This is a genomic window from Pseudomonas cerasi, from assembly GCF_900074915.1.
Lineage (GTDB): Bacteria > Pseudomonadota > Gammaproteobacteria > Pseudomonadales > Pseudomonadaceae > Aquipseudomonas > Aquipseudomonas cerasi.
In genome coordinates, this window is the sequence record NZ_LT222319.1 from 2,559,702 (window position 1) to 2,585,090 (window position 25,389).

Annotated in this window: 23 protein-coding genes; 8 read left to right on the forward strand and 15 right to left on the reverse strand. The window is 59.7% G+C overall.

From position 1 onward, the window contains the following. The first annotated feature begins 18 nt into the window (after positions 1-18). Together PCPL58_RS14105 and PCPL58_RS14110 are read left to right on the forward strand one after the other, a co-directional pair. Positions 19-627, forward strand: coding sequence for an FMN-dependent NADH-azoreductase (locus PCPL58_RS14105; RefSeq protein WP_065349686.1), 609 nt, complete (start codon positions 19-21; stop codon positions 625-627). A 548-nt stretch (positions 628-1,175) separates the two neighbouring features. Further along, a complete protein-coding gene (locus tag PCPL58_RS14110) occupies positions 1,176-2,216 on the forward strand; it encodes an alpha/beta hydrolase family protein (RefSeq protein ID WP_004413784.1) in 1,041 nt (346 codons plus the stop codon). Between the two features lie 9 nt (positions 2,217-2,225). Here the strand turns inward: PCPL58_RS14110 and PCPL58_RS14115 are convergent, their stop codons facing one another. The 10 genes from PCPL58_RS14115 to glgA all read right to left on the reverse strand — a co-directional run bounded on the left by PCPL58_RS14115 (position 2,226) and on the right by glgA (position 16,304). Beyond that, entirely contained in the window at positions 2,226-2,879 is a 654-nt protein-coding gene (locus PCPL58_RS14115) for a glycosyltransferase family 2 protein (RefSeq protein WP_065349687.1), read from the reverse strand. Then, entirely contained in the window at positions 2,848-3,474 is a 627-nt protein-coding gene (locus PCPL58_RS14120) for a class I SAM-dependent methyltransferase (RefSeq protein WP_003364496.1), read from the reverse strand. The genes PCPL58_RS14115 and PCPL58_RS14120 overlap by 32 nt, the downstream gene beginning before the upstream one ends. Beyond that, the gene (locus PCPL58_RS14125) at positions 3,471-4,244 is read right to left on the reverse strand and encodes a PIG-L deacetylase family protein (RefSeq protein WP_065349688.1); all 774 of its coding nucleotides are present in this window, start codon (positions 4,242-4,244) and stop codon (positions 3,471-3,473) included. The genes PCPL58_RS14120 and PCPL58_RS14125 overlap by 4 nt, the downstream gene beginning before the upstream one ends. Before the next feature lie 13 nt (positions 4,245-4,257). Beyond that, entirely contained in the window at positions 4,258-5,271 is a 1,014-nt protein-coding gene (locus PCPL58_RS14130; protein WP_054081015.1) for an acyl-CoA dehydrogenase family protein, read from the reverse strand. Beyond that, a complete protein-coding gene (gene glgX, locus PCPL58_RS14135) occupies positions 5,268-7,451 on the reverse strand; it encodes a glycogen debranching protein GlgX (RefSeq protein ID WP_004413777.1) in 2,184 nt (727 codons plus the stop codon). Before glgX ends, PCPL58_RS14130 begins: the two co-directional genes overlap by 4 nt. 156 nt (positions 7,452-7,607) lie before the next feature. Continuing rightward, positions 7,608-8,009, reverse strand: coding sequence for a DUF2934 domain-containing protein (locus PCPL58_RS14140; protein WP_065349689.1), 402 nt, complete (start codon positions 8,007-8,009; stop codon positions 7,608-7,610). A gap of 17 nt (positions 8,010-8,026) precedes the next feature. Continuing rightward, the gene (locus PCPL58_RS14145) at positions 8,027-10,810 is read right to left on the reverse strand and encodes a malto-oligosyltrehalose synthase (protein WP_065349690.1); all 2,784 of its coding nucleotides are present in this window, start codon (positions 10,808-10,810) and stop codon (positions 8,027-8,029) included. After that, entirely contained in the window at positions 10,807-12,885 is a 2,079-nt protein-coding gene (gene malQ, locus PCPL58_RS14150) for a 4-alpha-glucanotransferase (RefSeq protein WP_024663687.1), read from the reverse strand. Before malQ ends, PCPL58_RS14145 begins: the two co-directional genes overlap by 4 nt. Beyond that, positions 12,875-14,689 carry a malto-oligosyltrehalose trehalohydrolase gene (treZ, locus tag PCPL58_RS14155; RefSeq protein ID WP_065349691.1) on the reverse strand — a complete coding sequence of 605 codons (1,815 nt, stop codon included), beginning with the start codon at positions 14,687-14,689 and terminating at the stop codon, positions 12,875-12,877. Before treZ ends, malQ begins: the two co-directional genes overlap by 11 nt. 16 nt (positions 14,690-14,705) lie before the next feature. Next, the gene (gene glgA, locus PCPL58_RS14160) at positions 14,706-16,304 is read right to left on the reverse strand and encodes a glycogen synthase GlgA (RefSeq protein WP_004413769.1); all 1,599 of its coding nucleotides are present in this window, start codon (positions 16,302-16,304) and stop codon (positions 14,706-14,708) included. A gap of 616 nt (positions 16,305-16,920) precedes the next feature. Here glgA and PCPL58_RS14165 point away from each other — a divergent pair. Next, positions 16,921-17,412, forward strand: coding sequence for a GNAT family N-acetyltransferase (locus PCPL58_RS14165; protein ID WP_003364477.1), 492 nt, complete (start codon positions 16,921-16,923; stop codon positions 17,410-17,412). Positions 17,413-17,573: 161 nt separating this feature from the next. Here PCPL58_RS14165 and PCPL58_RS31520 read toward each other — a convergent pair whose 3' ends face one another. Beyond that, positions 17,574-17,747, reverse strand: coding sequence for a DUF6026 family protein (locus PCPL58_RS31520; RefSeq protein WP_003364475.1), 174 nt, complete (start codon positions 17,745-17,747; stop codon positions 17,574-17,576). 263 nt (positions 17,748-18,010) lie between these two features. Between PCPL58_RS31520 and gnd the strand changes: the two genes are divergently transcribed. Genes gnd through PCPL58_RS14190 form a run of 4 tightly spaced genes read left to right on the forward strand, consistent with a single transcriptional unit; the run spans position 18,011 to position 23,238 of the window. Continuing rightward, complete coding sequence (gene gnd, locus PCPL58_RS14175) at positions 18,011-19,036, forward strand: phosphogluconate dehydrogenase (NAD(+)-dependent, decarboxylating) (RefSeq protein ID WP_157893939.1); 1,026 nt, start codon at positions 18,011-18,013, stop codon at positions 19,034-19,036. Beyond that, a complete protein-coding gene (gene zwf, locus PCPL58_RS14180) occupies positions 19,036-20,568 on the forward strand; it encodes a glucose-6-phosphate dehydrogenase (RefSeq protein WP_065349693.1) in 1,533 nt (510 codons plus the stop codon). The genes gnd and zwf overlap by 1 nt, the downstream gene beginning before the upstream one ends. Then, the gene (locus PCPL58_RS14185; protein WP_054081012.1) at positions 20,561-21,370 is read left to right on the forward strand and encodes a Cof-type HAD-IIB family hydrolase; all 810 of its coding nucleotides are present in this window, start codon (positions 20,561-20,563) and stop codon (positions 21,368-21,370) included. Before zwf ends, PCPL58_RS14185 begins: the two co-directional genes overlap by 8 nt. 50 nt (positions 21,371-21,420) lie before the next feature. Then, positions 21,421-23,238, forward strand: a complete 1,818-nt coding sequence (locus tag PCPL58_RS14190; RefSeq protein WP_065349694.1) for a glycoside hydrolase family 15 protein — start codon at positions 21,421-21,423, stop codon at positions 23,236-23,238. Here the strand turns inward: PCPL58_RS14190 and alkB are convergent, their stop codons facing one another. The 3 genes from alkB to PCPL58_RS14205 are packed head-to-tail and all read right to left on the reverse strand — an operon-like array spanning position 23,239 to position 24,452. Further along, entirely contained in the window at positions 23,239-23,925 is a 687-nt protein-coding gene (gene alkB / locus PCPL58_RS14195) for a DNA oxidative demethylase AlkB (protein ID WP_065349695.1), read from the reverse strand. 24 nt (positions 23,926-23,949) lie between these two features. Then, entirely contained in the window at positions 23,950-24,132 is a 183-nt protein-coding gene (locus tag PCPL58_RS14200; RefSeq protein WP_083188393.1) for a hypothetical protein, read from the reverse strand. Between the two features lie 14 nt (positions 24,133-24,146). Further along, the gene (locus PCPL58_RS14205) at positions 24,147-24,452 is read right to left on the reverse strand and encodes a DUF1883 domain-containing protein (protein WP_003364463.1); all 306 of its coding nucleotides are present in this window, start codon (positions 24,450-24,452) and stop codon (positions 24,147-24,149) included. A gap of 167 nt (positions 24,453-24,619) precedes the next feature. Here PCPL58_RS14205 and PCPL58_RS14210 point away from each other — a divergent pair, with 167 nt between their 5' ends. Next, the gene (locus tag PCPL58_RS14210; RefSeq protein WP_003411257.1) at positions 24,620-24,973 is read left to right on the forward strand and encodes a hypothetical protein; all 354 of its coding nucleotides are present in this window, start codon (positions 24,620-24,622) and stop codon (positions 24,971-24,973) included. Positions 24,974-25,028: 55 nt separating this feature from the next. Here the strand turns inward: PCPL58_RS14210 and PCPL58_RS14215 are convergent, their stop codons facing one another. Next, entirely contained in the window at positions 25,029-25,310 is a 282-nt protein-coding gene (locus PCPL58_RS14215) for a hypothetical protein (RefSeq protein WP_003400694.1), read from the reverse strand. Positions 25,311-25,389 lie beyond the last annotated feature (79 nt).

The following is a 25,389-nucleotide window of genomic DNA, read 5'->3' on the forward strand; positions in this document are numbered from 1 at the left end:
TCTTAAGGGAGCTACGTTATGAAACTATTGCACCTCGACTCCAGCATCCTCGGCGATCACTCCGCTTCGCGTCAGCTGACCCATGAGGTTGTCCAGGCCTACCTGAATGCGCACGCCGACAGCCAGGTCACCTATCGCGATCTTGCCAGTGACGCGCTTGGGCATTTCTCTGCTGCCAGCCTCGCTGCGGCGGGCACGCCGGTAGAAGTCCGTGACGCCGCCCAGCAGCAGGAAGTGGCAGGCAACGAAGCCACTTTGCAGCAGTTTCTCGATTCGGACGTGCTGGTCATCGGCGCACCCATGTACAACTTCACCATTCCGACCCAGCTGAAAGCCTGGTTTGACCGGATTCTGATCGCGGGTCGCACGTTCCGTTATTCCGAAGCCGGCCCTGAAGGCCTGTGTGGCGGCAAGAAAGTCATTATCGTTTCCACCTCGGGCGGTCTGCACGCCGGGCAACCCACTGGCACCGGTCACGAAGAGCTGCTCAAGACGCTGTTCGCCTTCATCGGCATCACCGACCTGCAATTCGTCCGCGCCCACGGCCTGGCGTGTGGCGAAGAGCCGCGTGCCAGCGCCATGAGTGCTGCTCAGCACTACATTCAGAACGAGCTGTTCGCGGCCTGATCAAAAGCCGTCTTCACGAAACTCTACAACCTGCGCGGGGTTTTCCTGCCGGGTTGTGGAGTTTTTTTGTTTCTGATGCATGGCGATGGGCTGCGCTGAACGGCGCGTTAACGGGATACAACCTTGACAGCTTTCTTACTGGTAACGGGGTTCTTACGGGACTAGACTGGGTTTGTACGAAAAGTCGGCGAGCGAAGGTCAGGCAAGGCAAAAACAGGCGAGGAACGGCCGGGGTCGCGTTCAACTCTACGTGTTGTAAATGAGCATTCAGATTGGACTCGCATCCGAGCCTGTTTTTAACGCAGCATCACCGAGCGCAGCCACTTTACGTACAGAGCCTAGGGTTTTCGAGCATCGCCTTGTCAGGCTGGCGGGAATATTCGCCCTCGAGAAAAAACAACGGGCAGTTTATGGCCCGGCTTGTGCACTATTTCTGTTTTCAACACTCATATCTGGGTGGGAACGGCGCGCTGGAGCATGATGCTCGACACAAGCGCTTGATGGATTGTCCGGGCGAAGTTCCGGATTTGCAAAGGTTGGGCCTTGCCATGGTACGTCTTTGTGCAGTGATGCTGGTTTTCCTGCTCGATAGCCTTGTTTCGGTGCACGCTCAGGCGGATGAAGCCTGGAGCGCAGGCTACCACCAGTTGAGTTTCCCTGATCCGCTGGATTCCCAGCCGGTGCAGGCCATCGCTTTTTACCCGTCCACCGCCGCCGAGCAGGTGAGCACCCTTCACGGCTATCGTGTCGAAGCCGGTGAAGAGGCGCCTATCGCAATGGGCCGCTTCCCCCTGCTGTTGCTGTCACACGGCAACACAGGCACTCCGCTTGCGCTGCATGACCTGGCCACTTCGCTGGCGCGCCAGGGGTTTGTGGTGGTTGCCGTGGTTCATCCTGGCGACAATGATCGCGATCACAGCCGTCTTGGCAGCCTGAGCAACCTGTACGGCCGCCCGCTGCAGATTTCCGAAGCGATCAGCACGGCCTTGCTCGACCCCTTGCTGGCCCCGTATCTCAATGCCCGGCAAGTGGGCGTGATCGGTTATTCGGCCGGTGGCGAAACCGCGCTGATTCTCGCTGGCGCGCAACCTGATCTGCAGCGTCTGCGTCAGTACTGCGCCGAGCGCCCGACAGACCGCGATGCATGCAAGACGCAGGGCGAGCTTGTCGCAGACCGTGATGACCTTCACGCTCAGGCTGATCCACGGGTTGGCGCGCTGATGTTAATGGCCCCGCTGAGCCTGATGTTCGGCCGTCACACGCTGGGTGATGTGCACGTGCCGGTGCTGATGTACGCGGGGGATGACGATCAGTTGCTGGCGATCGACCGAAACGCAGAAGCACTGGCGCGCAAGCTGCCGCAGCCGCCCGACTACAAGTTGCTGGCCGGGGCAGGGCATTTTGTCTTCATGGCACCGTGCAGTGACGAGCAACGCGCGACTGCGCCGTTGCTGTGCAATGACCCTGATGGCGTGGACCGCGAGGATATCCATCGTAACCTGAGTGCCGAAGCGGTGCGTTTCTTCAGCGCCGCGCTCAATTCGGCCGACGATGACCGTTCAGGCATGCAGACAGCGCATCACCAGTAAGCACGCCCTTCAGGCGTTCAGCGAACTCAGAAAATCACCAAACCCGCCTCTGGCTTTCGAGTCGAGGCGGGTGCTGGTGGTGACCCTGGGGCGGCAGCTCCAGGCGATCCGTGCTCCGATCAATTCCAGTTGCCGGACCAGATGCACGTCTTCATGGCAGGTCAGGGCAGGAAATCCACCGGCGCTGATATAGGCAATCGAGCTGACACCCAGGTTGGCACCATGAATGTGTCGGTGACCGTCACGGCGCTGGTAATGCTGCAGATAAGCAGCCTGCGCAGCAGCCGAGATATCCTTGCTCCAGTCGCCGGGCGTCACCGTTCCGCACACTGCGTCGGCATCCAGCGCAAGCTGTTCGGCAAGCCAGTCACTGGCCACGGTACTGTCGCCATCGGTACATGCCAGCCAGCGTGCGCCTCGGTCGAGGAGAAACGCCGCACCCTGTGCGCGTGCCTGCCCCACGTTGCGCGCCGATACTTCAAGAATCATCACACCATGGGCTCGTGCGATCTCCGCCGAGCGGTCAGTGCAGCTGTCGAGCACCACCAGCACTTCCACGCATTCGCCCTTGAGGTCGGGGTGGGCAGCCGCCTGCTTTATCGTTTCGAGACACAAGTCGAGTAACTGCTCTTCATTGTGCACCGGGATCAGAATGCCGATCATCGGAGAATTCCTGTTCTGCTACGGAGGTTCCATCACGACTCCACAGGTCCAGCAGGAAATCCTGTTCGTGATGACTGAAAAGTCGGTGCATGGACAATCGTGCAGCAAGGATGTCGTGGACCGCCTGGGCGTTCAGCGGGCAGCCTTCGATATCGGGCCGCCAGTGACAGGCGAGCAACTGGCCGTCCGGTGACAGGGCCGCCAGTGCGCGGTCGATCAGGCCGTGCAGGTCGTCGGCGTCCAGGTAATAACCCATCTCGCTGAAGACGATCAGGTCGAATTCGCCTTGCGGCCATTGCTGTGGCAAACGCGCCTGTAACACTCTGGCATGGGGCAAGTCGGCCAGACGCTTGCGTGCCAGGTCCACAGCCAGGTTAGAGGTGTCGCAGCACACCAGCGCGTCGCAGCGCCCGGCAAGATCGGCACTGAGTTCGCCATTGGCGCAGCCGGGCTCGAATATCGAGCGGTAGCGCTCGCGGGGCAGGGCGGCCAGGGTCAGTGCGCGCTTGCGCCGTTCGTACCAGCGTTGCTTGAATGCCCACGGGTCATCGTTGTTGAGAAACAGCTCATTGAAATAACTGTCCTCGACGCTCATGTGAACACCACTTCAAAGGGGCGCAGCAGTCTTTCCAATACTGCAGCCGGCAAAACCGGCGAAAGACCGATTGCCGGATCACCCTGCAGCTGACTGGTGAACGCTTGGGTGGCGTTGCGTTTGTGGGCCAGGGTCACCGGATCGAGCAGCAGCTTGCGCGCTCTGTCCCATGGCAGACGTTCATCTTCGGGGTCGGCCCAGTGCCAGGCCCAGACCGGTACTTCGTAAAACTGTGCTCCGGTCGTCGCGCAGGCTTTTGCACTGGCTCTGCCGACCGCTTCATGGTCGCTGTGGCCATCTTCTGCCCAGGTGGCGAACACCACGTCCGCAGGGCCCAGATGCTGTTCGAGAAAGGCCACCAACCGTTCCTCCGACTCGGCCACGGCGCCATCCTGAAAGCCGCAACGCAACCATTCAAGGCCCTCGGCAGGTATACCGAGGCGATTCAAGGCTTCGGCACTTTCCTCGGGCCGGGCTCTGGACAGACGATCGACAGGCCACAGCGTGGAGCCTGGATGGCTGGCTGTACCATCGGTGACCGAGATCAGTAACAGGCTGCGCTCCAGTTGTGCCAGTTGGCTCATCAGTCCGCCACAGGCCAGTACTTCATCATCCGGATGCGGGGCGATGATCACGGCTCGGCAATTGGTCGGCACCAGCAAGTCGGCGGTGATCGCTGGCAAGCCGTTCAGCCTGACCGAAGCATTCCAGGCAGCAAGGGATGTCCCCTGGCCGGACTCGTCATCACTCACTACGAACCCTTCGCTCATGCTCTATACGCTCTCATAGTGACCACGTCCGTGCAGCGGGCAACGCCTTGCCGACTGATTGGCCCAATGCTGCCAGGTCCTGTTCGGCGTGACTCTGACGCAGGAAAACCGGCAGGTCGGTGATCAACCGGGCAAAGTGCGGGTCTTTGCAATAAGGCCCGGCGCCGACGGCCCGGCCCACATGCTGGATGACCAGATCGGCAGCTTGTTCGACATAGGCGCGGCAACGTCTGGCAAGCATCTCTGCATCGTCGGCTGGCGCTTGATCCAGGTGCGCGGCAGCTGCGCGCAGCACCTCGATTGCGGCATGCAGCGCCACGTCTGCAGCGCCAAGGTGCGCAAGGGCGTGCGGCTCTTCGCGCTTGCCGACATGGGCCAGTAGGCGCTGCGCGATGGCGCGGGATGCGCCGTACCAGCAGGCCGCAATGCCGATGCCGCCCTGCCAGAAGCCAGCTCTGTCGAGATAGCCACCCGGCGCACCGATCGCTTGACCGACGGCATTGTCGAAAACCACATCGATGCTGCCGGTAGCACCCATGCCCACTGCGCGCCAGCCGTCGCCGGTCATGTGTACGCCGGGCTGGTCAAGGCGCACTGCAATCAGTTGCTGCCGATGCTCGGCGTCCCATGCCGTTATCAATGCATGGCTCAACGCCGAAGCGCCCGAGCACCATGCCTTGCGGCCGTGCAGGCGAAGTGCATCGCCAGCGCCGCTGATATTCACCCGTGCCTGTGGCGGCTCTGCCGCCCACATGCCCCAGGTGCTGAATTGTTCGGGGGGCGGGGCACCCAGTTCCGCCATGATCGCCAAGGCGTCCGTGTGCCCCTCGTACAACTTGCACAACCCCAGGTCGTGGCCTGCAACGCAGGCCAGCGCCCGCCAGCGCTCAAGTGTCTGACCGCGGGCAGGCAGGGGAAGCTGATCCAGACCTTCGTTGACCAATGCCTGCAAGCACTCGCCCAGCGCACGCGTATCGGCATAACCGTGCTTGCGCCAGTCGAGAAACTCACTCAAGGCATCGATCATTGCTGGTCTTCACGCTTCAGTTCGAACAGCAACAGCGAACGCGGCGTCACGGTGTATTCCGAACCGAACGCAAAGTGCTCCTTATTGCGTGCATCATCCTGATTGGTGTCGATCAGGCACTCGTAATGGGTACCTTCAGGCACTTCCGGCAGGGTGAAGTTGACACCGTCATGATGCGCGTTGACCACCAGCAGCAGCGTCGCGTCGGCACCCGCGCGACGGATACCGGTTTCCTGTGCACGACCATCCATCAGCATGCCCAGGCACCGGCCATTGGCATCGTGCCACTGCTCGACGCTCATCTCGTTGCCATCCGGAGCGAGCCAGGTCACGTCCTTGACGCCGATCTCCTCGTTGTAGTCGCCTACCAGAAAGCGGCTGCGACGCAGGATCGGGTAGGTCTGACGCAGCTTGATCACGCGGGTGACGAACTTGAGCAGCGCTTCGCCATCTTCGTCCAGATCCCAGTTGATCCAGCCAATCTCGCTGTCCTGGCAGTAGGCATTGTTGTTGCCGTGCTGGGTACGCGCGAATTCATCGCCCGCAACGATCATCGGCGTGCCTTGTGCCAGCAGCAGGGTGGCGAAGAAGTTGCGCATCTGACGCAGACGCAGGCTGTTGATTTCCGCATCTTCGGTCGGACCTTCGACGCCATGGTTCCAGGACAGGTTGTTGTTGCTGCCGTCCTGGTTGTTTTCGTCGTTGGCTTCGTTGTGCTTGTCGTTGTATGACACCAGGTCATGCAGCGTGAAACCATCGTGCGCGGTGATGAAGTTCACGGACGCCTGCGGACGACGGCCACGCTGATTGAACATGTTGCCGGAGGCGGTCATGCGCGCAGCGAAATCTGCCAGTTGGCCTTCGTCACCTTTCCAGAAGGCACGAACGGTGTCGCGGAACTTGTCGTTCCATTCCATCCAGCCTGGCGGGAAACCGCCCACCTGGTAACCGCCCGGACCGCAATCCCAAGGCTCGGCGACCAGTTTGACCTGACGCAGCACCGGGTCCTGACGGCAGGCGACCAGGAAGCTGTGGCGCTCGTCGAAACCGTCGTGGTAGCGGCCCAGAATGGTCGCCAGGTCGAAGCGGAAACCGTCGACGTGCATTTCCGAAGCCCAGTAACGCAGGGAGTCGGTGACCATTTGCAATACGCAGGGGTGGCTCAGGTCGAGGGTGTTGCCGGTGCCCGAGTCGTTGATGTAATAGCGCTTGTCGTCAGGCATCAGCCGGTAGTACGAGGCGTTGTCGATACCGCGCATCGACAGGGTAGGCCCCATCTCGTTGCCTTCGGCGGTGTGGTTGTAGACCACATCGAGGATGACCTCGAGGCCCGCGTGATGCAGGTGCGCAACCATCTCCTTGAACTCGGCAATCTTGCCGCTCGCCAGATAACGCGGATCCGGGGCGAAAAACGCGATGCTGTTGTATCCCCAGTAGTTGGTCATGCCCTTCTGCAGCAAATGCTGATCGTTGACGAAGGCATGGATCGGCAGCAGCTCGACGGAGGTCACACCCAGCTTGCGAATGTGCTCGACGACCGGCGCTGATCCCAGACCTGCAAACGTGCCGCGCAGCTCTTCGGCCACCTCAGGGTGACGCATGGTGATGCCGCGTACGTGGGTTTCGTAGAAAATCGTCTTGTCCCAAGGCGTACCAACGCGCTGATCACGGCCCCAGGTGTAGGCCTCGTCGATCACTTTGCTTTTCGGTACGAAAGGGGCGCTGTCGCGTTCGTCGAAGCTCAGGTCGCCGTCAGGATGGCCGATGGTGTAGCCGAACAGCGCTTCCGACCACTTCAGTTCGCCGACCAGTTGCTTGGCGTACGGGTCGATCAGCAGCTTGTTATGGTTGAAACGATGACCATTCTTCGGATCGTACGGACCGTACACGCGGTAACCGTAGATCAGGCCCGGGTGCGCGTCCGGCAGGTAGCCGTGGTAAATCTCGTCGGTGTATTCCGGAAGTTCGATGCGTTCCAGTTCGATTTCGCCGGTGGAGTCGAACAGGCACAGTTCTACCTTGGTGGCGTTGGCCGAGAACAGGGCGAAGTTGACGCCCAGGCCATCCCAGCTTGCACCGAGAGGAAAGGGAAGTCCTTCACGAATGCGAGACGGGGTACTGCCAGGGTTGTCTAGCGGGGCCGAATTATCTTCTGCCGGTGTAGTGGACTTCGTATTCATGATGACTTCCTGACGTCGAATGATTTTCTGAGCGGCCAAGACCGCTATCGAAGCCGCAGGCTCCGATACTGACGATAATCTAAGGGGGTGTAGCAGGCCTCATCTCTGGTCAGAGCGAGACCTGCAATAACTGACCGGTGCGCGGCCAGAAGAGTTTCAAGAATTCGACGGCTTGCGCGGCTTCTTCGGAGCAGGCTTGGCAGGAGCCTCTTTGGCAGGGGCGTCGGTTGCAGCGGCTGCAGCGGGCTTGGCCTTGGGTGCAGGTTTGGCGGCCGCCTTGGGAGCAGGCTTGGGCTTGGCTTCACCGGCAGCCTTTGGCGCAGGCGCCGATTTCGCTGCGGGCTTGGCTGCGCCTTTAGCCGGGGCCTTGGCGCTGTCTACCTCAGGCAGCTTGGGCTTGGTCGATTTGCGTACGCTGGACTTGTTCGGCGCCAGCGCTTCGGCTTCGGCCAGCTTGCGCGCCATTTCCCAGTGACGCTCGTCGTGACCGGAGGGTTTGCCCTCCGATTCCCAGATTTGGTAAGCAAAGTCGCGAATTCTTTTTTCGTCGGCACTCATCTTGAGACTCCCAGCTATTACATAGTTTGAATAAGCAGATTGACGGAAAATCTTTCAAGCGCTGCACTGAGCGGTACTTCCCGATCACTCGTCACGACAACGTCAGAAAAGAGTCCCTTCCAGTCAGAACCGGAGTCGGCAAACGGCAATATGATCCGCGTGTCGCCCCAATTGGCAGCATTAATCAATGGAGTTTGCGCAGTACCCAATAGTTCACTGCATGTGCGTGGTACTACGATGATAGCGCGCACTCCTTGCGTCTCCCGGGCAAAGGCCATCACCTGCTCGGCGTGACTGCCCTTTATTTCCAGAGGTTGATAACTGCCCTCGCTGAACAATACCGGATGTTCGGCGCGCAGGTTCAAGACCTTCGCGATCAGAGCCTGCTTGATGCGTCCGTCCTTCCAGTCAGCCAGCAGGTCGGCAACGCCTGCGTCTTCCGCCAGGGCCTGTTTCCGTGCAGCGTAGTCAACCGGGCGGCGGTTGTCCGGGTCCACCAGGCTGAAATCCCAGAACTCGGTGCCCTGATACAAATCGGGAACACCGGGTACGCTCAAGCGTAGCAAGGTTTGCGCCAGGCTGTTGAGCGCGCCTGCGGTGGCAATACGGTTGGCTGTCGCACTGAGGGATTGGCGCAACGCCAAGGCTTCCGGTGCCAGCAGCAAACGCTCCAGAAATTCGCGGCAAGCGGTTTCGTAGGGCTGATTCGGTGCACTCCAGCTACTTTGCAGCTTGGCTTCGCGCAGGGCTTTCTCTTGCCACTGGACCATGCGTTTCGCGTATTCCTGGTGAGCTTCTTCACCCTCCAGGCTCAGCGGCCAGCTGCCCAGCAAGGCCTGGTAAAGCATCAGCTCGTCGCCGGCACTGATGGTCGGCTCGTCACCCTTGAGCGGCATTGCCAGCTGTCTCCAGCGCTCAACCTGTTCGGCGTACCACGGGGCGCACTCACTCAGGACCGCGAGACGTGTACGCGTATCTTCACCGCGCTTGTGATCGTGTGTTGCAGTGGTCAGCAGATTGTCCGGAAACTTCTCCAGACGCTGCAGGCAGACCTGATGGAAGTCATCTACCGGCGCACTGAAGTGCTGCGGATGAAAACCCACATCGTTGCGCGAGAGCAGCACAGCAGAGCGGTAGAACGACGTGTCTTCGACCGACTTGGCGGCAACCGGGGAGGTCAGTTGCTGGAAGCGTACGCAGGCATTCTTGTAGAGCTTGCGCAGCGGGCCGCGTGGCAGTTTTCGCCACGGTTCGCCACCGAGCCAGCGTGCCAGGTAATCCAGTACTGGCCAGTCGCCTTCGTTCAGCGTCGCACGCGCGCCTTCCATTGCCTGCTGGAAATACTTGTCGTCCTGCGCCGAACGACCGCATACCGAGATGTAGGTACGATAAATCGAGAAATTGACGATCAGCGCGAGCAGGGCACGACGAATTGCACCCAGGGTCAGGTCGCGACTCATCAGGTCGCTGCGAGCAACCTGCAACAACGATTGGGCAACGTTCTCGAAATCGCCCGCCAGTGTGCCGTGCAGGACCAGATCCCGGGCCACCAGCACTTCCTGATCGAAGTCGGCGGTACGCTCGGTCAGGCGGCTCCACAGCTCACCCAGAGGCTCTTCGCCCTTGGGGTCGTGTTGCAGCAATGACACCTGATTCATGAACTCGTAACCCGTCGTGCCGTCAACGCTCCAATCTTCACGCAGCGGCTCGTCGGGGCCGAGAATTTTCTCGACGAAGATCGGCAGATGATCGATCTGCGCATGCTCGGGACGCAGCTTGAGCAAGCTCTTAACCCGGCGGTGCAGCTTGCGACCGTAGCCGCGCGGGTCCGCCAGACCATCGATGTGGTCGATACGCAGCCCGTCGACCAGGCCGTCGGCAATCAGCTGGAATATCTTGCCGTGGGTCGCCTCGAACACCTGTGGCCGCTCGACACGCAGGCCGCCCAGCTCGTTGATGTCGAAGAAACGCCGCCAGTTGATGTCATCGCCAGCGGTGCGCCAGCTGGCCAGACGGTAGTGCTGACGCTCCAGCAACCGGTGCAGGCGCTGGAAGCCTTCCGGCTTGCTCGAATCGAAATGCGCGAGAATCTGCTCAATATCCTTGAGTACCTGCGGGTCCTTGGCCAGTTCGGCCAACTCGGTCCTGGCCTGGCGCGCGCGCTCATAAGCTTGCGGGAACTGCGCCAGAGCGGTGAAACGCTGGGCCATTTCCTTGAGTTGCGGGTGATCCACGGCCTGCAACAATGAGTCGTAGGTCAGTGGGCAGATCGGAAAGTGATGCTGATAGTGCTCGATGTAAAACGAGCCATGCTCGGCATCGAAGCGCAGCGGAATTTCACCGGCCTGCAATACCGTGCCGTAATCGCTGCTCAGGAATGGCAGCAACAGCTGGCCTTCCAGCAGCGGGTCCGGCGAATTCCACTGGATGTCGAAGAACTCTGCATACGGGCTGCGACGGCCCCATTCGAGCAGGTCCAGCCACCATGGGTTGTCGGCACCGCCGACCGCCATATGGTTGGACACGATGTCGAGAATCAGCCCCATGCCGTGCTCGCGCAGGGTCTCGACCAGGCGCAGCAGGGCAGGCTCGCCGCCCAGTTCCGGGTTGATGACCGTGGGATCAACGACATCGTAGCCGTGCATCGAGCCGGCACGGGCTTTGAGCAGCGGTGACGCGTAGACGTGGCTGATACCCAGGCTGGCGAAGTAGGGCACCAGTGGCACAGCGTCGTCGAGGGTAAAATCCTTGTGGAATTGCAGGCGCTGGGTGGCGCGCAAAGGCTGTAATGGACGGGTCATTGATCACGCTCCGTAGCCTGCAGCCGGGATCGGGAAAGCAATTCCAGTCGTCGAGCAGCATTCGGGTTATCAAGCAGAGAGGCCGCATCGCCGGGAAGACGTCTGCGCCAGTTGGGGTGACTGTCAATGGTGCCGGGCAGGTTGGCCTGCTCTTCGACACCCAGGGCGTCTTCTATCGGCAGCAAGACCAATGGCGCACGTGTATGGCCAAGGTAGCTGATGCTCGCGTCGATGATCTGGGCCGGGTCTTCAGTACCGGAGGGCATACTGTCGATGTTCTGGCTCAAGGCACGCCGCAGGCTTTCATATTCCCGTGTGCGCTCTTCGCGCCACTGCGATTCATGCTGCTCGTCAATGTGGCCGAGGCGGGCATTCCATTCGATATCCAGCTCGCTGAGCCAGCCTGCGAGGGTAGGCAGGTCGTGGGTACTGGTGGTCGCCAATGCTTGATCGGACCAGTCGAGAATCGGCTTGAACTGACCATTGTTCTGTTCGAACAGCAGTACGCGCATGCCAAGAATCGCCCTGGCACTGAGTTTTTCGCTCAGGCCTTCAGGCACCGTACCAAGGTCTTCACCCAGCACGATCGCCTTGTGCCGCCAGGATTCCAGACTCAGCAGGCGAAGCATGTCGTCCAGCGGGAAATTAAGGTACGCGCCTTCACTCGGAGGCGCCCCCTGCGGGATGACCCATAGGCGCTGCAAGCCCATGACATGGTCGATACGCAAGCCGCCGGCATGGGCGAAGTTGGCCCGCAGCATCTCGATGAACGCACGAAAACCGTTGCGCTTGAGGCCGTCCGGTGAAAACGCGGAAATCCCCCAGCTTTGGCCAGCACGGTTGAGAATGTCGGGTGGTGCGCCGACGGTCAGGGCTGACAGCAGCTCGTCCTGGCGGCTCCAGGCCTGGCTTCCGGCGCCATCGGCACCCACGGCCAGATCGGCAATCAGGCCGACGCGCATGCCGCTGCTGCGTGCTGCCACCTGCGCGCGCTCCAGACCACGGGCTATGAGCCATTGGGCGAACGCATGAAAGCTGATTTGCTCGCTATGGTTTTTGGCAAACTCTGCGACGGCTTCACCGCGAGGGTCTTTGAACTGTTCCGGCCATTCATGCCAGTTGTTACCGATGTTCAGTGTTTCGGATTCGGCACACAGCGCTTCGAAGCGGCAGTGATTTTCCAGCGCTTCACCACCGCTGTGGCGGAAGCTGTTGAAGTCTTCGTGCAATGGGTGATCACCCGCACTGAAGCCCTCATAAAGCGCGTGAAGCGCTTTCCATTTGGCATTGGCCGCAGCTGGCCAGTCGATCAGCGTCTGTGTTTCAAGACGCTTCATCTCGTCGCCGACACGCGCGTCTTCGATTGCCTGACGCCACGCACTTTCGCCGAGAATCGCACCCGGCGACGCATACAGGCTGTTGAGAAACAGCCTGCTGGAAGGTGAATAAGGGCTGTAACGGTGAGGGTCGTTGGCGAACATGGCGTGGATCGGGCTGATGCCCAACGCGTCGGCACCTCGTTCCCCGGCAGAGCGCAAGACCTTCTCCAGTGCCTCGGTGTCACCAAAACCGCCATCACCTTCACGGCGCAAGCTGTAGAGCTGAGCGGTCAGTCCCCAGCCGTGCGGCTTCGAGGTGTCGGTCGCCATTGCCATGCTGAAGCAGGTTTTCGGTGCGACCGCGATGGTCAGGTGCTGGCCGGCAATTTCCAGCTGTTGGTAGCCGGGCGGGGCAAGTGCCGGAAGCTCTGCACTGGAGGTCAGTCTGGCATCCAGTGAGGAGCCGTCTTCGAGGTGAAGCGTAAACGGCGTTTGTGGAGCAAACCATTGCGACAGGTCCAGGTTGCTTTCCACATCGACCGTCAGCAGTGGCGGGGCAGTGGTGCCGTGACTGGCCTTTTGCAGGCGCAGCAGGCTGGCATCGATAGCCTCGCCGTTTTCAGCCGGATAGCCCAGCGCCTCCAATACCTTGCGCAGCACATCAGGGCTGACGGTCTGCGGTCGAGCGTTGGCATCGACCCAGTGAACCGACAATCCTGCCTCGGTTGCAAGCCTCTCCAATTGCTCATTGTTCATCCTGTTCCTCCAGAACATCGCTTGCTTTCAGGCTGACAATGGCCGTGTAAGCATTGAGGATGCCGCGTGGGGAAAGTTCGGACGATTTTTCGGCACTGGAGAATATCTCGCGGGCACCCTTTTGCGGCGGTGCGTCGACCGCGTGCTCACTGAGATTGAGATCAATGCGCAGTTCGCTGCCATCACCCAGCGTCCAGCGCGCACTCACGGCTTTATCACCAAGAATATCGGTCTTCAGGAAGCGTGCACCCTGCAGGCGCGGCATGATTTCCTTGTGCCGCAAGGCCAGCAACTGCGTGTAGAACTCCAGCCAGCTGCGATGATCAAGGCCTATGTCGGTGTCGAGATCGACCGCGGAAAACGCCGGGCGCGACGCTTCGAACGTCTTGATGTCATTGGGATCAGGGATGTGCTCGCGCTTTTCCGGGTCGGCAAACGCGGCGAAATCAGCGAACTCCTTGCGACGTCCTTCACGTACCGCATCGGCCAGTTCGCCGTGGTGGCTGGTGAAGAACAGAAACGGTTCGCTGGCCGCCCATTCATCGCCCATGAACATCAACGGGATCATCGGTGAAAGCAGCAGCAGGGCGGTGGCGGCCTTCAATGCAGCAGGCGCGCAGAGCTGCGGGAGGCGTTCACCGAGTGCGCGGTTGCCGATCTGATCGTGGTTCTGCAGAAACAGCACAAAGGCCGACGGCGGCAGATGCGCGCTGGGCTCGCCTCGCGTGTGCCCATGACGCGTCGGTTCGCCTTGGTAGACAAACCCCTCGCTGAGCAGGCGCGCAAGCTTCTGCGTCGGCTCTTTGGCAAAGTCGGAATAGTAGGCGTCGGTTTCACCGGTCAACAGCACGTGGAGGGTGTTGTGCCCGTCGTCGTCCCATTGTGCATCGAAGCCTTTTTCCAGAAGACTGGCCTGGTTGAACTCGTTCTCAAGGTTCAGCCACACGTGCCTGCCCGGTTCAATGCGCCCGCGAACCCGGTCCGCAAACTCCGGCAGGAAGGTCTTGTCGCGAATGGCGTGCACGGCGTCCATGCGCAGGCCGTCGAAGCGATACTCGAGCAGCCACATCAGGGCGTTATCGACGAAAAAGTCGCGCACCTGCGGGCGCCTGAAGTCGATCGCATCGCCCCATGGGGTGTGCAGGTCGCTGCGGAAAAACTCCTTGGCGTAACTGCCCAGGTAGTTGCCGTCCGGGCCGAAGTGGTTGTACACCACGTCCAGAATCACCATCAGGCCAAGACCGTGAGCGGTGTCAATCAGTTGCTTGAGCTGTTCAGGCGTGCCGTAGGAGGATTGCGGAGCATAATGAAGAACGCCGTCGTAGCCCCAGTTGCGATCACCGGGGAACTGCGCAAGCGGCATCAGTTCGATCGCAGTAACACCCAGTTTGGCGAGTCGCGGCAGGTGCTTTTCCACGCCAGCGTAGCCGCCCATGGCGCCCACGTGCAGTTCATAGATCACCGCTTCATGCCACGGACGTCCGTTCCATGCAGTGTTTTGCCATGAATAAGCGTTAGGGTCGACTACAAGGCTTTCAGAGTGAACATCATCGACCTGTGCGCAGGAGGCGGGGTCAGGAACGTCCAGTTCGTGGTCGATCCTGAAGCGGTAGCGAGTGCCCGCCTTGCAGCGGGCCTCAAGGACGAACCAGCCGTCGGACTGAGGCAGCATGGCCAATGACTGGCCATCCTGCAGTTCGACATTTACGAAGGAGGCATCCGGTGCCCAGAGGGCAAACCGGGTGTGTTCAGGGTCCAACAAAACGGCGCCGTGGCGCCAGTTATCGTCTGTACGCAGGGGCATCCATTAAATCCTTAACCTAGTAGTTGCTGGAAATACTCACGTTTTTCTTCAACAGATCGCGATAGAGATCTGCGTAGGGCTCTACCGCCTGATGCCAGTTGAAGGGAGCCGCCATTGCACGGCAGCGCATGGCGTTGAGCAGTTCGGGATGAGCAAAGACCTGAAAAGTACGATCCAGGGCCTTGGTGTAGCTTTCGACTGTCGATTCGTTGAAGAGGAAACCAGTGACACCGTCTTCAATCGTATCGGCCAGGCCACCGGTATTGCGTGCGACAGGCAGAGAGCCGAAGCGTTGCGCGTACATCTGGCTCAGCCCGCAAGGCTCATAGCGGGACGGCATCAGCAGGAAATCGCTGCCGGCGAACATGCGCCGCGCGTCGGTTTCGTTGAAGCCTATGCGCACGCCTATACGCCCAGGGAAGCGTGCCGCCAGTTCACGCATGGCCTCTTCTTCCTCGGGTTCACCGCGGCCGATGATTGCGATCTGCCCGCCATTGTTGACGATGTGTTCGGCGACGCCGATCGTCAGGTCCAGACCTTTCTGATACACAAGGCGTGACACCACTGCGTACAGCGGCCCGGTCGAGGCGTCCAGTTCGAACAGCTCACGAACGTAGTCAGCGTTGATTTCCTTGCGCATCCATTCGTTGGGCGCAAAGTGGCAGATCAGGTGTTCGTCGGTGGCCGCATCCCAACTTTCGTCGATACCGTTGGGGATACCGCTGAGCTGACCCTTGTTGGCCTTGCTTTGCAGGAAGCCTTCCAGGCCGCAACCAAACTCCGGAGTAGTGATTTCCCGAGCGTAGGTGGCGCTAACAGTCGTGATGTGGCTGGCAAAGGCCATTCCAGCCTTGATGAAAGACAGCTGGCCGTAAAATTCCATGCCTTCAGGGGTAATGGCGGAGTCCGGAATGCCCAGCTCACGGCTCGACGTCGTACTCACGGTCCCTTGATAGGCGAGGTTGTGAATAGTGAAGATGCTTGGCGTGGACTGCCCGCGCCAGCGCATGTAAGCAGGCGCCAGACCGGCTGGCCAGTCGTGGGCATGAACCAGCTCGGGGCACCACTGGCTCTTGACTTCGCCAGCGGCGAACTCGGCGGCTGCCAGGCCCAGACGGGCGAAGCGAATATGGTTGTCGGACCAGTCACGGCCGGTGCTGTCGGCATAAGGGGTGCCTTCGCGCTCGTAAAGCTCCGGGCAGATCAGCACGTAGATCACCAGGCCATCTTTCATGTCCATACGACCCACCTTGCAAGGCGGCAGCGCTGCATGCCCGCCCAGCTGGCTGATGATATGGATCGGATTACCGCTGTTGATGACCTGCGGATAACCTGGAATCAGCACTCGCACGTCGTGCAGGTGGCGCATGGCTCGCGGCAGTGCGGCAGACACATCGCCCAGGCCACCGGTTTTCACCAGATCGGCCAGCTCGGAGGTCACGAACAACACTTTGCGTCTGTTGACTTGAGACATGGTCGGCTGAGGCTGAACAGTCGACGTTGGCATTTGCAGCACAGGAACGCTCTTGGTAGAGAACACCGGCAGATGAGTCAGCTCGCCGACAGGCTGGTTAAAACTCTCTCCCTTCTGGGTTTTCACAGCGGCGCTAATCATCAATTTTCCCCTTAAAACAGTCTTGGTGCATCACTTGATTTTTATTGGCCATTTCCTATGGCCGGGTACACATACGTGCACTACGCAAGATCGATACCCGTTTGGACCATGCATAGTGACAAAGCGCTGTGATGTCGCCATTACCGGATGTCAGCCAATAGCATAGATGCTCTAATCAGCTGACCCGGCCGTTTTGGAGAAGTTTCGACTTTTTTATTTGCGAATGTCTGGAACAGGCTTCGACGCCGCACGTGATGGCACGCTGCAGGTAGCAGCCGGGCGGTCGCTGCGCTTTTTTACCGCTGTTTTCGGCGTCCGTAGGGCTCATTACCGGTCGTCGGATCGTTGGACAATCCCGTCCAGGCGTTTGGTTTTCATCACTAAATCCCGATGCTGTCAGGCCGTAATGAGCAGCAACGGTGCGTAGCGCCTTTTCCGGGTGCGTGTGGCGGTCAATCTGCGGGCACGACGAGAAAATCCTTACATCTGCGCCGGAACATTTTGAAGCAGGGCAGGATAGAATCGGGCCGCAAGCCCCGGCCTTGACGTTGGCCTGAGGCATTTACCCTATGACTGATTTCACTGAATCACTCTGATTGAATTGACGAGGATGGAAATGGAAGCCCCCGAGGTACTGGTACTGCAAGCGAGTTACACCAATCCTGTGCACGCGGATGCAATCGGGTTCGTTTTGAATGAGTATTCAATGGATGCCTTGGGGACGGGGCGGCCTCTGTCGAACGACACCCGTCAGCAATTGGCAATCGAACTCGCGAAGCGTCCGTATGCGTTCAGTGTGCTGGCGTTTATCTCGGGAGAGCCGGTGGGGCTGGTCAATTGCTTCGAGGGGTTTTCAACCTTTGCCTGTCGTCCGTTGGTCAATATTCATGACGTCGCGGTGATCTCGCAATATCGAGGCCTCGGTATCAGCCAGAAAATGCTGCTCAAGGTCGAGGAGATTGCACGCCAGCGTGGCTGCTGCAAGCTGACGCTGGAGGTACTGGAAGGCAACGAGATTGCGCAGGGGGCCTACAGAAAGCTTGGTTTTGACAACTATCAGTTGAGCCCTGAAATGGGGCGCGCGATGTTCTGGCAAAAAACGCTATAGCGAGCCGATTCGCCAGGGTTCTTTTCCTGATGGCGCTGGTGCAGACGTGCGCTGCCCGGAGAGTGGAGCTGGCTGCGGGGATCGACAGGAGGGCAGGTCAGGTGGGCAAGCCGAGTTATCGGGCTTGCCCTGAGGCGTTTTGAAGGATGATACAGTTACGGTCAGGCCTGAAGCATCTTGACGGGGGCGGATAACTGCGATTGCTGCAGCATCGAGCTCAAATGAGCCACTTTTTTCTGCAACTGCTCGCGCTCTTCTTTTAATGTGCGCAGTTCGTCACGACGGATAGTGACATACAGGGTTTGTGGTGCAAGTGCTGGTAGTACAGTGCCCATTGCTCACCTCGCAAATGGCGGATTCAACCTCAGAGAGGCCCGTGGCAATGACTTTCAATCCCTGACCGCCGCTGCTTACCCTCTCTATCGGCACCGATTTTGATTTCTTTTGCATGATTTTGGAACTTTTTTATTTTTAATTGTCGCGAATGTCTCTTAATCGCGACAAAATGCACCACAGGAGGGCGCTCGCGTCTTCATCTTCTCGCAAGGGAACCGACGTTCCGCCTCGCTTGACTAATCAGCATGCTCGTAACCTGTCGATGCGCTGGACGGCAAGCGAGGCACCTTTTTACGATTTAAGGAGCACCTTCATGCAACTTGGGATTATTGGACTGGGCCGCATGGGCGGCAACATTGCACGCCGTCTGATGCTGAATGGTCACACGACTGTGGTGTACGACCGTGATGAAGCATCGCGCAACGCCCTGGCCAATGACGGTTCGACTGCGGTCGCAGATCTGAAGGAACTGGTCAGCACGCTCGCCAAGCCCCGTGCTGTCTGGGTAATGCTCCCGGCAGGTGCGCCCACCGAAGACACCATTCAGACCCTCAGCGAGTTGCTTGACGCCGATGACGTGATCATCGACGGCGGTAATACTTTCTACAAGGACGATATCCGGCGCGCTCAGGAGCTCACTGAAAAGGGCCTGCAATACGTCGATGTCGGTACGTCAGGTGGCGTCTGGGGGCTTGAGCGTGGCTACTGCATGATGATCGGAGGCGAGGCCGCCGTTGTCGAGCGCCTCGATCCGCTGTTCGCGACACTGGCTCCGGGCCTTGGCTCGATCGAGCGCACTCGTGACCGCAAATCGACCGACGACCGCGCCGAACGTGGCTATATCCACTCCGGCCCTGCGGGTTCCGGGCATTTCGTGAAGATGATCCACAACGGCATCGAGTACGGAATGATGCAGGCCTTCGCCGAAGGCTTCGATCTTCTCAAACAGAAAAATTCCGAACACCTGCCGCCTGAACAGCGTTTCGACCTCAACACGGCCGACATTGCCGAAGTCTGGCGTCGTGGCAGTGTGGTGTCGTCCTGGCTGCTGGACCTGACTGCCGATGCCCTGGCTACCGACCCGCACCTGGATGCTTTCTCCGGTTCGGTTGCCGACAGCGGCGAAGGTCGCTGGACCATCGAGGCGGCCATCGAGCAGGCGGTTCCGGTTCCTGTTCTGTCCAGCGCCCTGTTTGCGCGTTTCCGTTCTCGCCAGACAAGTTCGTACGCGGACAAGATGCTGTCCGCCATGCGCTTTGGATTCGGTGGCCACAAGGAACCCAAGTAATGGGCCTGTCGCGTGGCAGTGCCGAGCAAAAAACCGAGGTAGCCCCACCCACGACCCTGTTTCTGTTCGGTGCGCATGGAGACCTGGTCAAGCGCCTGTTGATGCCGGCGCTTTACAACCTGTCACGCGACGGTCTGGTGGATGAAGGGCTGCATATCGTCGGCGTCGATCACAATGCGATCAGCGATGCCGACTTTGCGAAAAAGCTCGAGAACTTCATTCGGGATGAAGCCGCCGGCAAGGTTGCTGGCGGTGGCAAGGATCCCCTCGACCCGGCGCTGTGGAGCAAGCTGGCCGAGCGCATCAGTTATGTGCAGGGCGACTTCCTCGACGATTCCACTTATCAGGACATCGCCAGCAAGATCGAGAGTACTGGCACCGCGAATGCGGTGTTCTATCTGGCCACTGCGCCGCGGTTTTTCAGTGAGGTTGCCCAACGGCTGGGTTCGTCAGGTTTGCTGCAGGAAACCGAAAACGGGTTTCGTCGCGTCGTGATCGAAAAGCCCTTCGGCTCCGATCTGGCCAGTGCGGTCGAGCTCAATGGCTGCCTGCTCAAGGTCATGAGCGAGAAGCAGATTTACCGGATCGACCATTACCTGGGCAAGGAGACGGTGCAGAACATTCTGGTCAGCCGTTTCTCCAATGGCCTGTTCGAGTCGTTCTGGAACAATCACTACATCGACCATGTCCAGATCACGGCTGCGGAAACCGTAGGCGTCGAAACCCGCGGCAGCTTTTACGAACACACCGGTGCCTTGCGCGACATGGTGCCCAACCACCTGTTCCAGCTGCTGGCGATGGTTGCGATGGAGCCGCCTGCCGCTTTCGGCGCCGATGCCGTTCGCGGCGAGAAGGCCAAGGTGGTCGGTGCAATCCGGCCTTGGAGCCAGGAGGAAGCCCTGGCCAATTCGGTGCGTGGCCAGTATGCGAAGGGCGTGATGGGCGACAAGCAGGTCGTCGGTTATCGCCAGGAAGATCGCGTGGAGCCGGACAGCAACACCGAGACCTACGTTGCGCTCAAGGTCATGGTCGACAACTGGCGCTGGGTGGGCGTGCCTTTCTACCTGCGCACCGGAAAGCGCATGAGTGCTCGCAGCACTGAGATCGGCATCTGCTTCAAGCCTGCTCCGTACGCGCAGTTCCGCGATACCGAAGTCGACCGGCTCAAGCCCAACTACTTGCGGATCCAGATCCAGCCCAACGAAGGCATGTGGTTCGACCTGTTTGCCAAGCGTCCTGGCCCGGAACTGAAGATGGAAGATATCGCGCTGGGCTTCGCCTACAAGGATTTCTTCGAGATGCAGCCCTCCACCGGGTACGAAACCCTCATTTATGACTGCCTGACCGGTGATCAGACGCTCTTCCAGCGGGCCGACAACATCGAGAACGGCTGGCGTGCAGTGCAGCCGTTCCTCGACGCCTGGGCCGCGCAGCCGCAAGTGCAGCTTTACGAAGCTGGCAAGGATGGTCCGCAAGCGGGCGAAGAGTTGCTGAGTCGTGATGGTCGGGAATGGAGAGAATTGAATGTCTGAACTGCCCGTACAGTTCCTGTTGTCCGACATCGACGGCACGTTACTGCGCCGTGATCACAGCCTTAGCCAAGCCAATATCGACGCCATCAAGCGCCTGCGTGATGCCGGCGTTCACTTCACGCTGGCCAGCAGTCGCCCGCCCAGGGCCATGCGCCAGGTGATCGAAGCGCTGGGTGTGGATTTGCCCACCGTGGCATTCAATGGCGGCACCATCACTCATCCCGATGGCAGCCTGTTGGTGGCTCATCGCATTGACCCGCGCGCCGTTCGCATCTGTCTGGAGTTGTTTGCCGGGCAAAACGTTGCCATCTGGGTATTTGCCGATGATCAGTGGCTGCTGCTCGATCCCGATGCCGATTACGTCGATCATGAGCTCGATGCGCTGGGCTATGACTATGTTCAGGTCGAGAGTTTCGAGCCGTATCTGGATCGCGTCGACAAGATCGTCGCGGCCAGCGGTGATTTCGAGTTGCTCAAGACCCTTGAGGCGCAGCTCAATCCGCAGATCGAAGGACTCGCGCTGGCGGCCCGCTCGCAAAAATACTACCTGGATGTCACCGCGCTGGAGGCCAACAAAGGTTCCGCTCTGGTCGCGCTGGCGGACTATCTGGGCGTCGACCTGTCACGTACGGCGGCCATAGGCGACGGCGGTAACGACGTGGCGATGTTCCACAAGGCAGGCTTGTCGATTGCCATGGGGCAGGGCGAGCAGACAGTCAAGGGACAGGCTGATCATGTTACTGATAGTAATGAGCAGGACGGAGTGGCCAACGCCATCGAGCGTTACATCCTGAACGCCTGATCAGCTGTTTACCCACGTTAACGAATCATCATCACGACGGGCATTTCTGGATGGCTGCACTGATCGAAGACTACGCATTGCTGGGCAACTGCGAGACGGCGGCGCTGGTCGCCCGTGATGGTTCGCTGGACTGGTTGTGTTTCCCCCGCTTCGACTCGACGGCCTGTTTCGCCGCTCTATTGGGGAGTGATGAGCATGGCCGCTGGAAGATCGCGCCGACCGCCGAGGTTATCGCCGTCGAGCGCCGTTACCGCGACGGCACGCTGATTCTCGAAACCGTTTTCGAAACCCGTGACGGTCGCGCCATGCTGATCGATTTCATGCCCATGAAGACCTCCGGCCATGTGGTGCGCATGGTGGTCGGGCTGTCCGGTCGGGTCGAGTTCGCTGTAGACCTCGCCATCCGTTTCGATTACGGCAGCAGTGTGCCCTGGGTCGAGCGAAAGGATGCTCATACGCTGACGGCAGTGGCCGGGCCGGAAATGCTGGTTTTGCGCAGCCCTGTGGCACTGCATCCTCAGGATCATCACACTGCCAGCCGTTTTCACGTCGATGAAGGCGAGCGCAAGGTCTTCACGCTGGCCTATCAGGCATCCTTTGCACCCTTGCTCGAGCAGATCGATGCCGACCGGGCTCTGGAAAGCACCGCTGCCTACTGGCGCGAGTTTTCTGATCGCTGCCCTGACGTCGGGCCGTGGACGGCTCAGGTAAAGCGCTCGCTGATTACGCTGAAAGCCATGACCTACGCGCCCACTGGCGGCATCGTTGCCGCCGTGACCACCTCACTGCCCGAACAGTTGGGTGGCGAGCGCAATTGGGATTACCGCTATTGCTGGCTGCGCGACGCCACCATGACCCTTCTGGCATTCATGAATCTGGGTTATTTCGAGGAAGCTCAGGCCTGGCGGGGCTGGCTGTTGCGCTCGGTTGCCGGTAACCCGGAACAGATCCAGATCATGTACGGCGTAGGCGGCGAGCGGCGTTTGCAGGAGTATGAGCTGCCCTGGCTGGGTGGCTATGAGAACTCACTGCCGGTGCGCGTCGGCAATGGTGCGGCGACGCAGGTTCAGCTGGACGTCTACGGCGAAGTGGCCGACGCCATGATCCAGGCGCTGCGCGGCGGTATGGCGCAGCACCCGCGCAGCGTGGCGATTTCCAAGGTGGTCATGCCGTATCTGGAGAAAATCTGGCCCCTGCCGGATGCGGGCATCTGGGAGATACGTTCCGAGCCGCGGCACTTCACGCACTCGAAAGTCATGGCCTGGGTGGCCTTTGACCGTAACGCCACGCAGATCGCCCAGGCTGCCGAGAGCGATGAGGATCGTGCGCTGGCAGTGCACTACCGGAAAGTGGCGGACGAAATCCATGCCGATGTCTGTCGCCACGGTTTCGATGCCGAGCTTGGCAGCTTCGTACAGACCTATGGCTCGACAGAAGTGGATGCCAGTCTGCTGCAGATTGTGCTGACCGGTTTTCTTGCGCCTGAAGACCCGCGAGTTATCGGTACTGTCGCGCAGATCGAGCGTACGCTGATGCAGGATGGTCTGCTGCTGCGCTATGACAACGAGCGCAGTGTCGATGGCGTTGCCGGTCGGGAAGGGACGTTTCTGGTCTGTTCGTTCTGGCTGGCCGATGCCTACGTCTTGCTGGGCCGGGCTGATGATGCCGCGCGGCTGTTCGAACGGTTGGTGGGTCTGTGCAATGACGTTGGTCTGCTGGCCGAACAGTACGATCCGAAGGGCGGGCGCATGCTGGGCAATTTCCCGCAGGCGTTCAGCCACATTGGCATCATCAATACAGCACTTAACCTGCACCGGGCGGTATGCCCGGCGCTGGCCCGGACGTCCGGCGTGCTCGAAGAGGCCTGATCAGCTGTCGCGGCCGGCCTTGCGAAAGGTCAGGTTGATCCGTTGCTCACCCAATTGCGGATGTTCTGCCTGCTTGATGGGCAGAATGCCGTGAAAGCGCAATCTGTCCTCGCCGCCCCAGACCACCACGTCGCCATGAAACAGGGAAATGCGTTGAGTCTTGTCGCTGCGCAGCAGGCCGCCGAACTGAAAGATGGCCGGTATGCCCAGTGATACCGACACCACTGGCCAGCGATGGTCGTGTTCGTTTCGGTCCTGATGCAAGGACATCTTGGCGCCCGGGATATAGCGGTTGATCAGGCAGGCGTCAGGCACGAACCCGGCATAGCCGGCTGCGAGTGCGGCGTCCTGCGCCAGGTGCATGAAGGCGTCCGGCATCGCCGGCCAAGCCTGTCCTGTTTTCGGGTCGGTTGCCGTGTATCGATAACCATGACGGTCGGTTATCCAGCCCAGTTGTCCGCAACTACTCAGCGCTGCAGACATGCTCAGACCGCTGGGGGTCTGCATGTGCCGGAACGGCGAAAGGCCCAGCGTTTCCTCAAGGGCGTCCAACAGTTGCGGCATGTCGGTCAGCGCAAAGCCTCTGAACAGCCACGACCCAGGCCCGATCCGCTCATCGCTGCGAGGCTGGGCCGTCTGGTCTGCGAACAGGTCCAGCGTGGCGGGAGTGTCACCTTTGCGTTGCATGATCGGATCGAGCTCCGGTGAGTATCAGAGAGCCTTGCTGACCTTGACGTCGGTAATAAGGTCGTCGCTCTCGCCGTGCATTTTCTTCAAGGCGGCTTCGGCTTCCTCGGTGGACGCCGATTGCAATTGGGCAAATTCGAAGCTGCGTTCGCCATTGAGCTTATAGCTGACAGCGAATTTGGTCGTACGTGGGGCTGGATTGTTCACGGTGACTCCTTGCATCATCCCAGGCGAGAGGTCGAGCGCCGGACGATCTTGATCTTGTGAGTGAAAGGCAGTTTGCGTCCGGCGTTGGTATCTGCCTTGCGGCCTGCAGTATCGATGGTGATGTTCCAGAAACCGGTGCTTGGCGCGGCGATCTTGGCCGGAAATCTATCGAACGCGCCGCCATGATAGGTGTGCCGACCACCATTTTTAAAGCTGCGAAAATTCGCATCGTTCATCAGGCGAATATTGCAGGTCTGAGAGCACTCGATGACGACAAGGTCGTCCTCGTTGAGATGCTCACGCTGGTGTACGAATTTCATGACGGGCTCCGAAATGGGGGTTTTTCTGAAAAATCAAAACGATAGCATGCGACGCCCGCAATTTGACGTCGGTGAGCATTAATTTGCCGTGTTTCCGGGAAAAAATGCCTCAGCCGGGATTTAATTGCGCTGAGGCTTGTCGTAGGACCTTTATTTGGAGGCTTTGTATGAAACTGGCTGCTGTAGTAGTCCTGGCCCTGGCAATGACTGGCTGTGCCACAGTGAACGACATTGAGCATACACCCCCCACCATGAACGTGATGTCGGGCAAAAATCCTCAGGAATACGCCGATTGCTTCGCTGGCAAGATCAGCAGCAGTCGCAAGCCGCCTCTGATCGAGCCTCGGCATGACGGCCTGCGGGTCATCGTCGCGCAGAAACTCAGCAAGTCACCCGCGGCAGTAGTGGATATCGAAAGCCGCTCGGGCGGTAGTACGATCAAGGTCTACGAACGACTTTCCAACGTGCCCATTCGTTTCAGGGATGTGCAGAACGCTGCCGAAGCGTGCATTTCAGGCTGATCAGTCAGGCCGGGTCAGCTGGCCCTGTCCGCGGTGGACAGGGCGGCAGACCTGATTACTTGCAGACCACCAGCACGCTGCGGCTTTTGTAGTTGCCAACGTCCACGCCCAGCGTCTTGTCGCTTTCGGCAGGTTGTGGGGTGCCATCTGTGCCGACAATTTCATAACCTGTGCCCGCACAGGACGCATCCGCCTTTTCGTAGCAGCTTGCCCAGGACATCGCCTCGCCGGAGCAGTCGATGCTCAAGCCCTGTTTGCCGTTTTTCAGGTAGGTATTGGAGGCGGTTGCGCAGCCGGTGAGGCCCAGCACAGCAATAATGGACAAAATTCTGATCATGGTTTTCGCTTCGAGATAAGGCCAGGGAATTAACAAATGCGAGCGTTGGACTGATAACGGGTGCCATCGTTCCGCCATG

What these genes read in the sequence shown, in the direction of transcription:
- PCPL58_RS14210 (WP_003411257.1), top strand. Translation starts at nt 24,620, where the DNA reads ATGAAACTGGCTGCTGTAGTAGTCCTGGCCCTGGCAATGACTGGCTGT.
- PCPL58_RS14185 (WP_054081012.1), top strand. Translation starts at nt 20,561, where the DNA reads ATGTCTGAACTGCCCGTACAGTTCCTGTTGTCCGACATCGACGGCACG.
- PCPL58_RS14110 (WP_004413784.1), top strand. Translation starts at nt 1,176, where the DNA reads ATGGTACGTCTTTGTGCAGTGATGCTGGTTTTCCTGCTCGATAGCCTT.
- PCPL58_RS14125 (WP_065349688.1), bottom strand. Translation starts at nt 4,244, where the DNA reads ATGAGCGAAGGGTTCGTAGTGAGTGATGACGAGTCCGGCCAGGGGACA.
- PCPL58_RS31520 (WP_003364475.1), bottom strand. Translation starts at nt 17,747, where the DNA reads ATGGGCACTGTACTACCAGCACTTGCACCACAAACCCTGTATGTCACT.
- PCPL58_RS14115 (WP_065349687.1), bottom strand. Translation starts at nt 2,879, where the DNA reads ATGATCGGCATTCTGATCCCGGTGCACAATGAAGAGCAGTTACTCGAC.
- PCPL58_RS14190 (WP_065349694.1), top strand. Translation starts at nt 21,421, where the DNA reads ATGGCTGCACTGATCGAAGACTACGCATTGCTGGGCAACTGCGAGACG.
- PCPL58_RS14130 (WP_054081015.1), bottom strand. Translation starts at nt 5,271, where the DNA reads ATGATCGATGCCTTGAGTGAGTTTCTCGACTGGCGCAAGCACGGTTAT.
- PCPL58_RS14105 (WP_065349686.1), top strand. Translation starts at nt 19, where the DNA reads ATGAAACTATTGCACCTCGACTCCAGCATCCTCGGCGATCACTCCGCT.
- PCPL58_RS14165 (WP_003364477.1), top strand. Translation starts at nt 16,921, where the DNA reads ATGGAAGCCCCCGAGGTACTGGTACTGCAAGCGAGTTACACCAATCCT.
- gnd (WP_157893939.1), top strand. Translation starts at nt 18,011, where the DNA reads ATGCGCTGGACGGCAAGCGAGGCACCTTTTTACGATTTAAGGAGCACC.
- alkB (WP_065349695.1), bottom strand. Translation starts at nt 23,925, where the DNA reads ATGCAACGCAAAGGTGACACTCCCGCCACGCTGGACCTGTTCGCAGAC.
- zwf (WP_065349693.1), top strand. Translation starts at nt 19,036, where the DNA reads ATGGGCCTGTCGCGTGGCAGTGCCGAGCAAAAAACCGAGGTAGCCCCA.
- PCPL58_RS14120 (WP_003364496.1), bottom strand. Translation starts at nt 3,474, where the DNA reads ATGAGCGTCGAGGACAGTTATTTCAATGAGCTGTTTCTCAACAACGAT.
- PCPL58_RS14145 (WP_065349690.1), bottom strand. Translation starts at nt 10,810, where the DNA reads ATGACCCGTCCATTACAGCCTTTGCGCGCCACCCAGCGCCTGCAATTC.
- treZ (WP_065349691.1), bottom strand. Translation starts at nt 14,689, where the DNA reads ATGCCCCTGCGTACAGACGATAACTGGCGCCACGGCGCCGTTTTGTTG.
- malQ (WP_024663687.1), bottom strand. Translation starts at nt 12,885, where the DNA reads ATGAACAATGAGCAATTGGAGAGGCTTGCAACCGAGGCAGGATTGTCG.
- PCPL58_RS14215 (WP_003400694.1), bottom strand. Translation starts at nt 25,310, where the DNA reads ATGATCAGAATTTTGTCCATTATTGCTGTGCTGGGCCTCACCGGCTGC.
- glgA (WP_004413769.1), bottom strand. Translation starts at nt 16,304, where the DNA reads ATGATTAGCGCCGCTGTGAAAACCCAGAAGGGAGAGAGTTTTAACCAG.
- PCPL58_RS14205 (WP_003364463.1), bottom strand. Translation starts at nt 24,452, where the DNA reads ATGAAATTCGTACACCAGCGTGAGCATCTCAACGAGGACGACCTTGTC.
- PCPL58_RS14140 (WP_065349689.1), bottom strand. Translation starts at nt 8,009, where the DNA reads ATGAGTGCCGACGAAAAAAGAATTCGCGACTTTGCTTACCAAATCTGG.
- glgX (WP_004413777.1), bottom strand. Translation starts at nt 7,451, where the DNA reads ATGAATACGAAGTCCACTACACCGGCAGAAGATAATTCGGCCCCGCTA.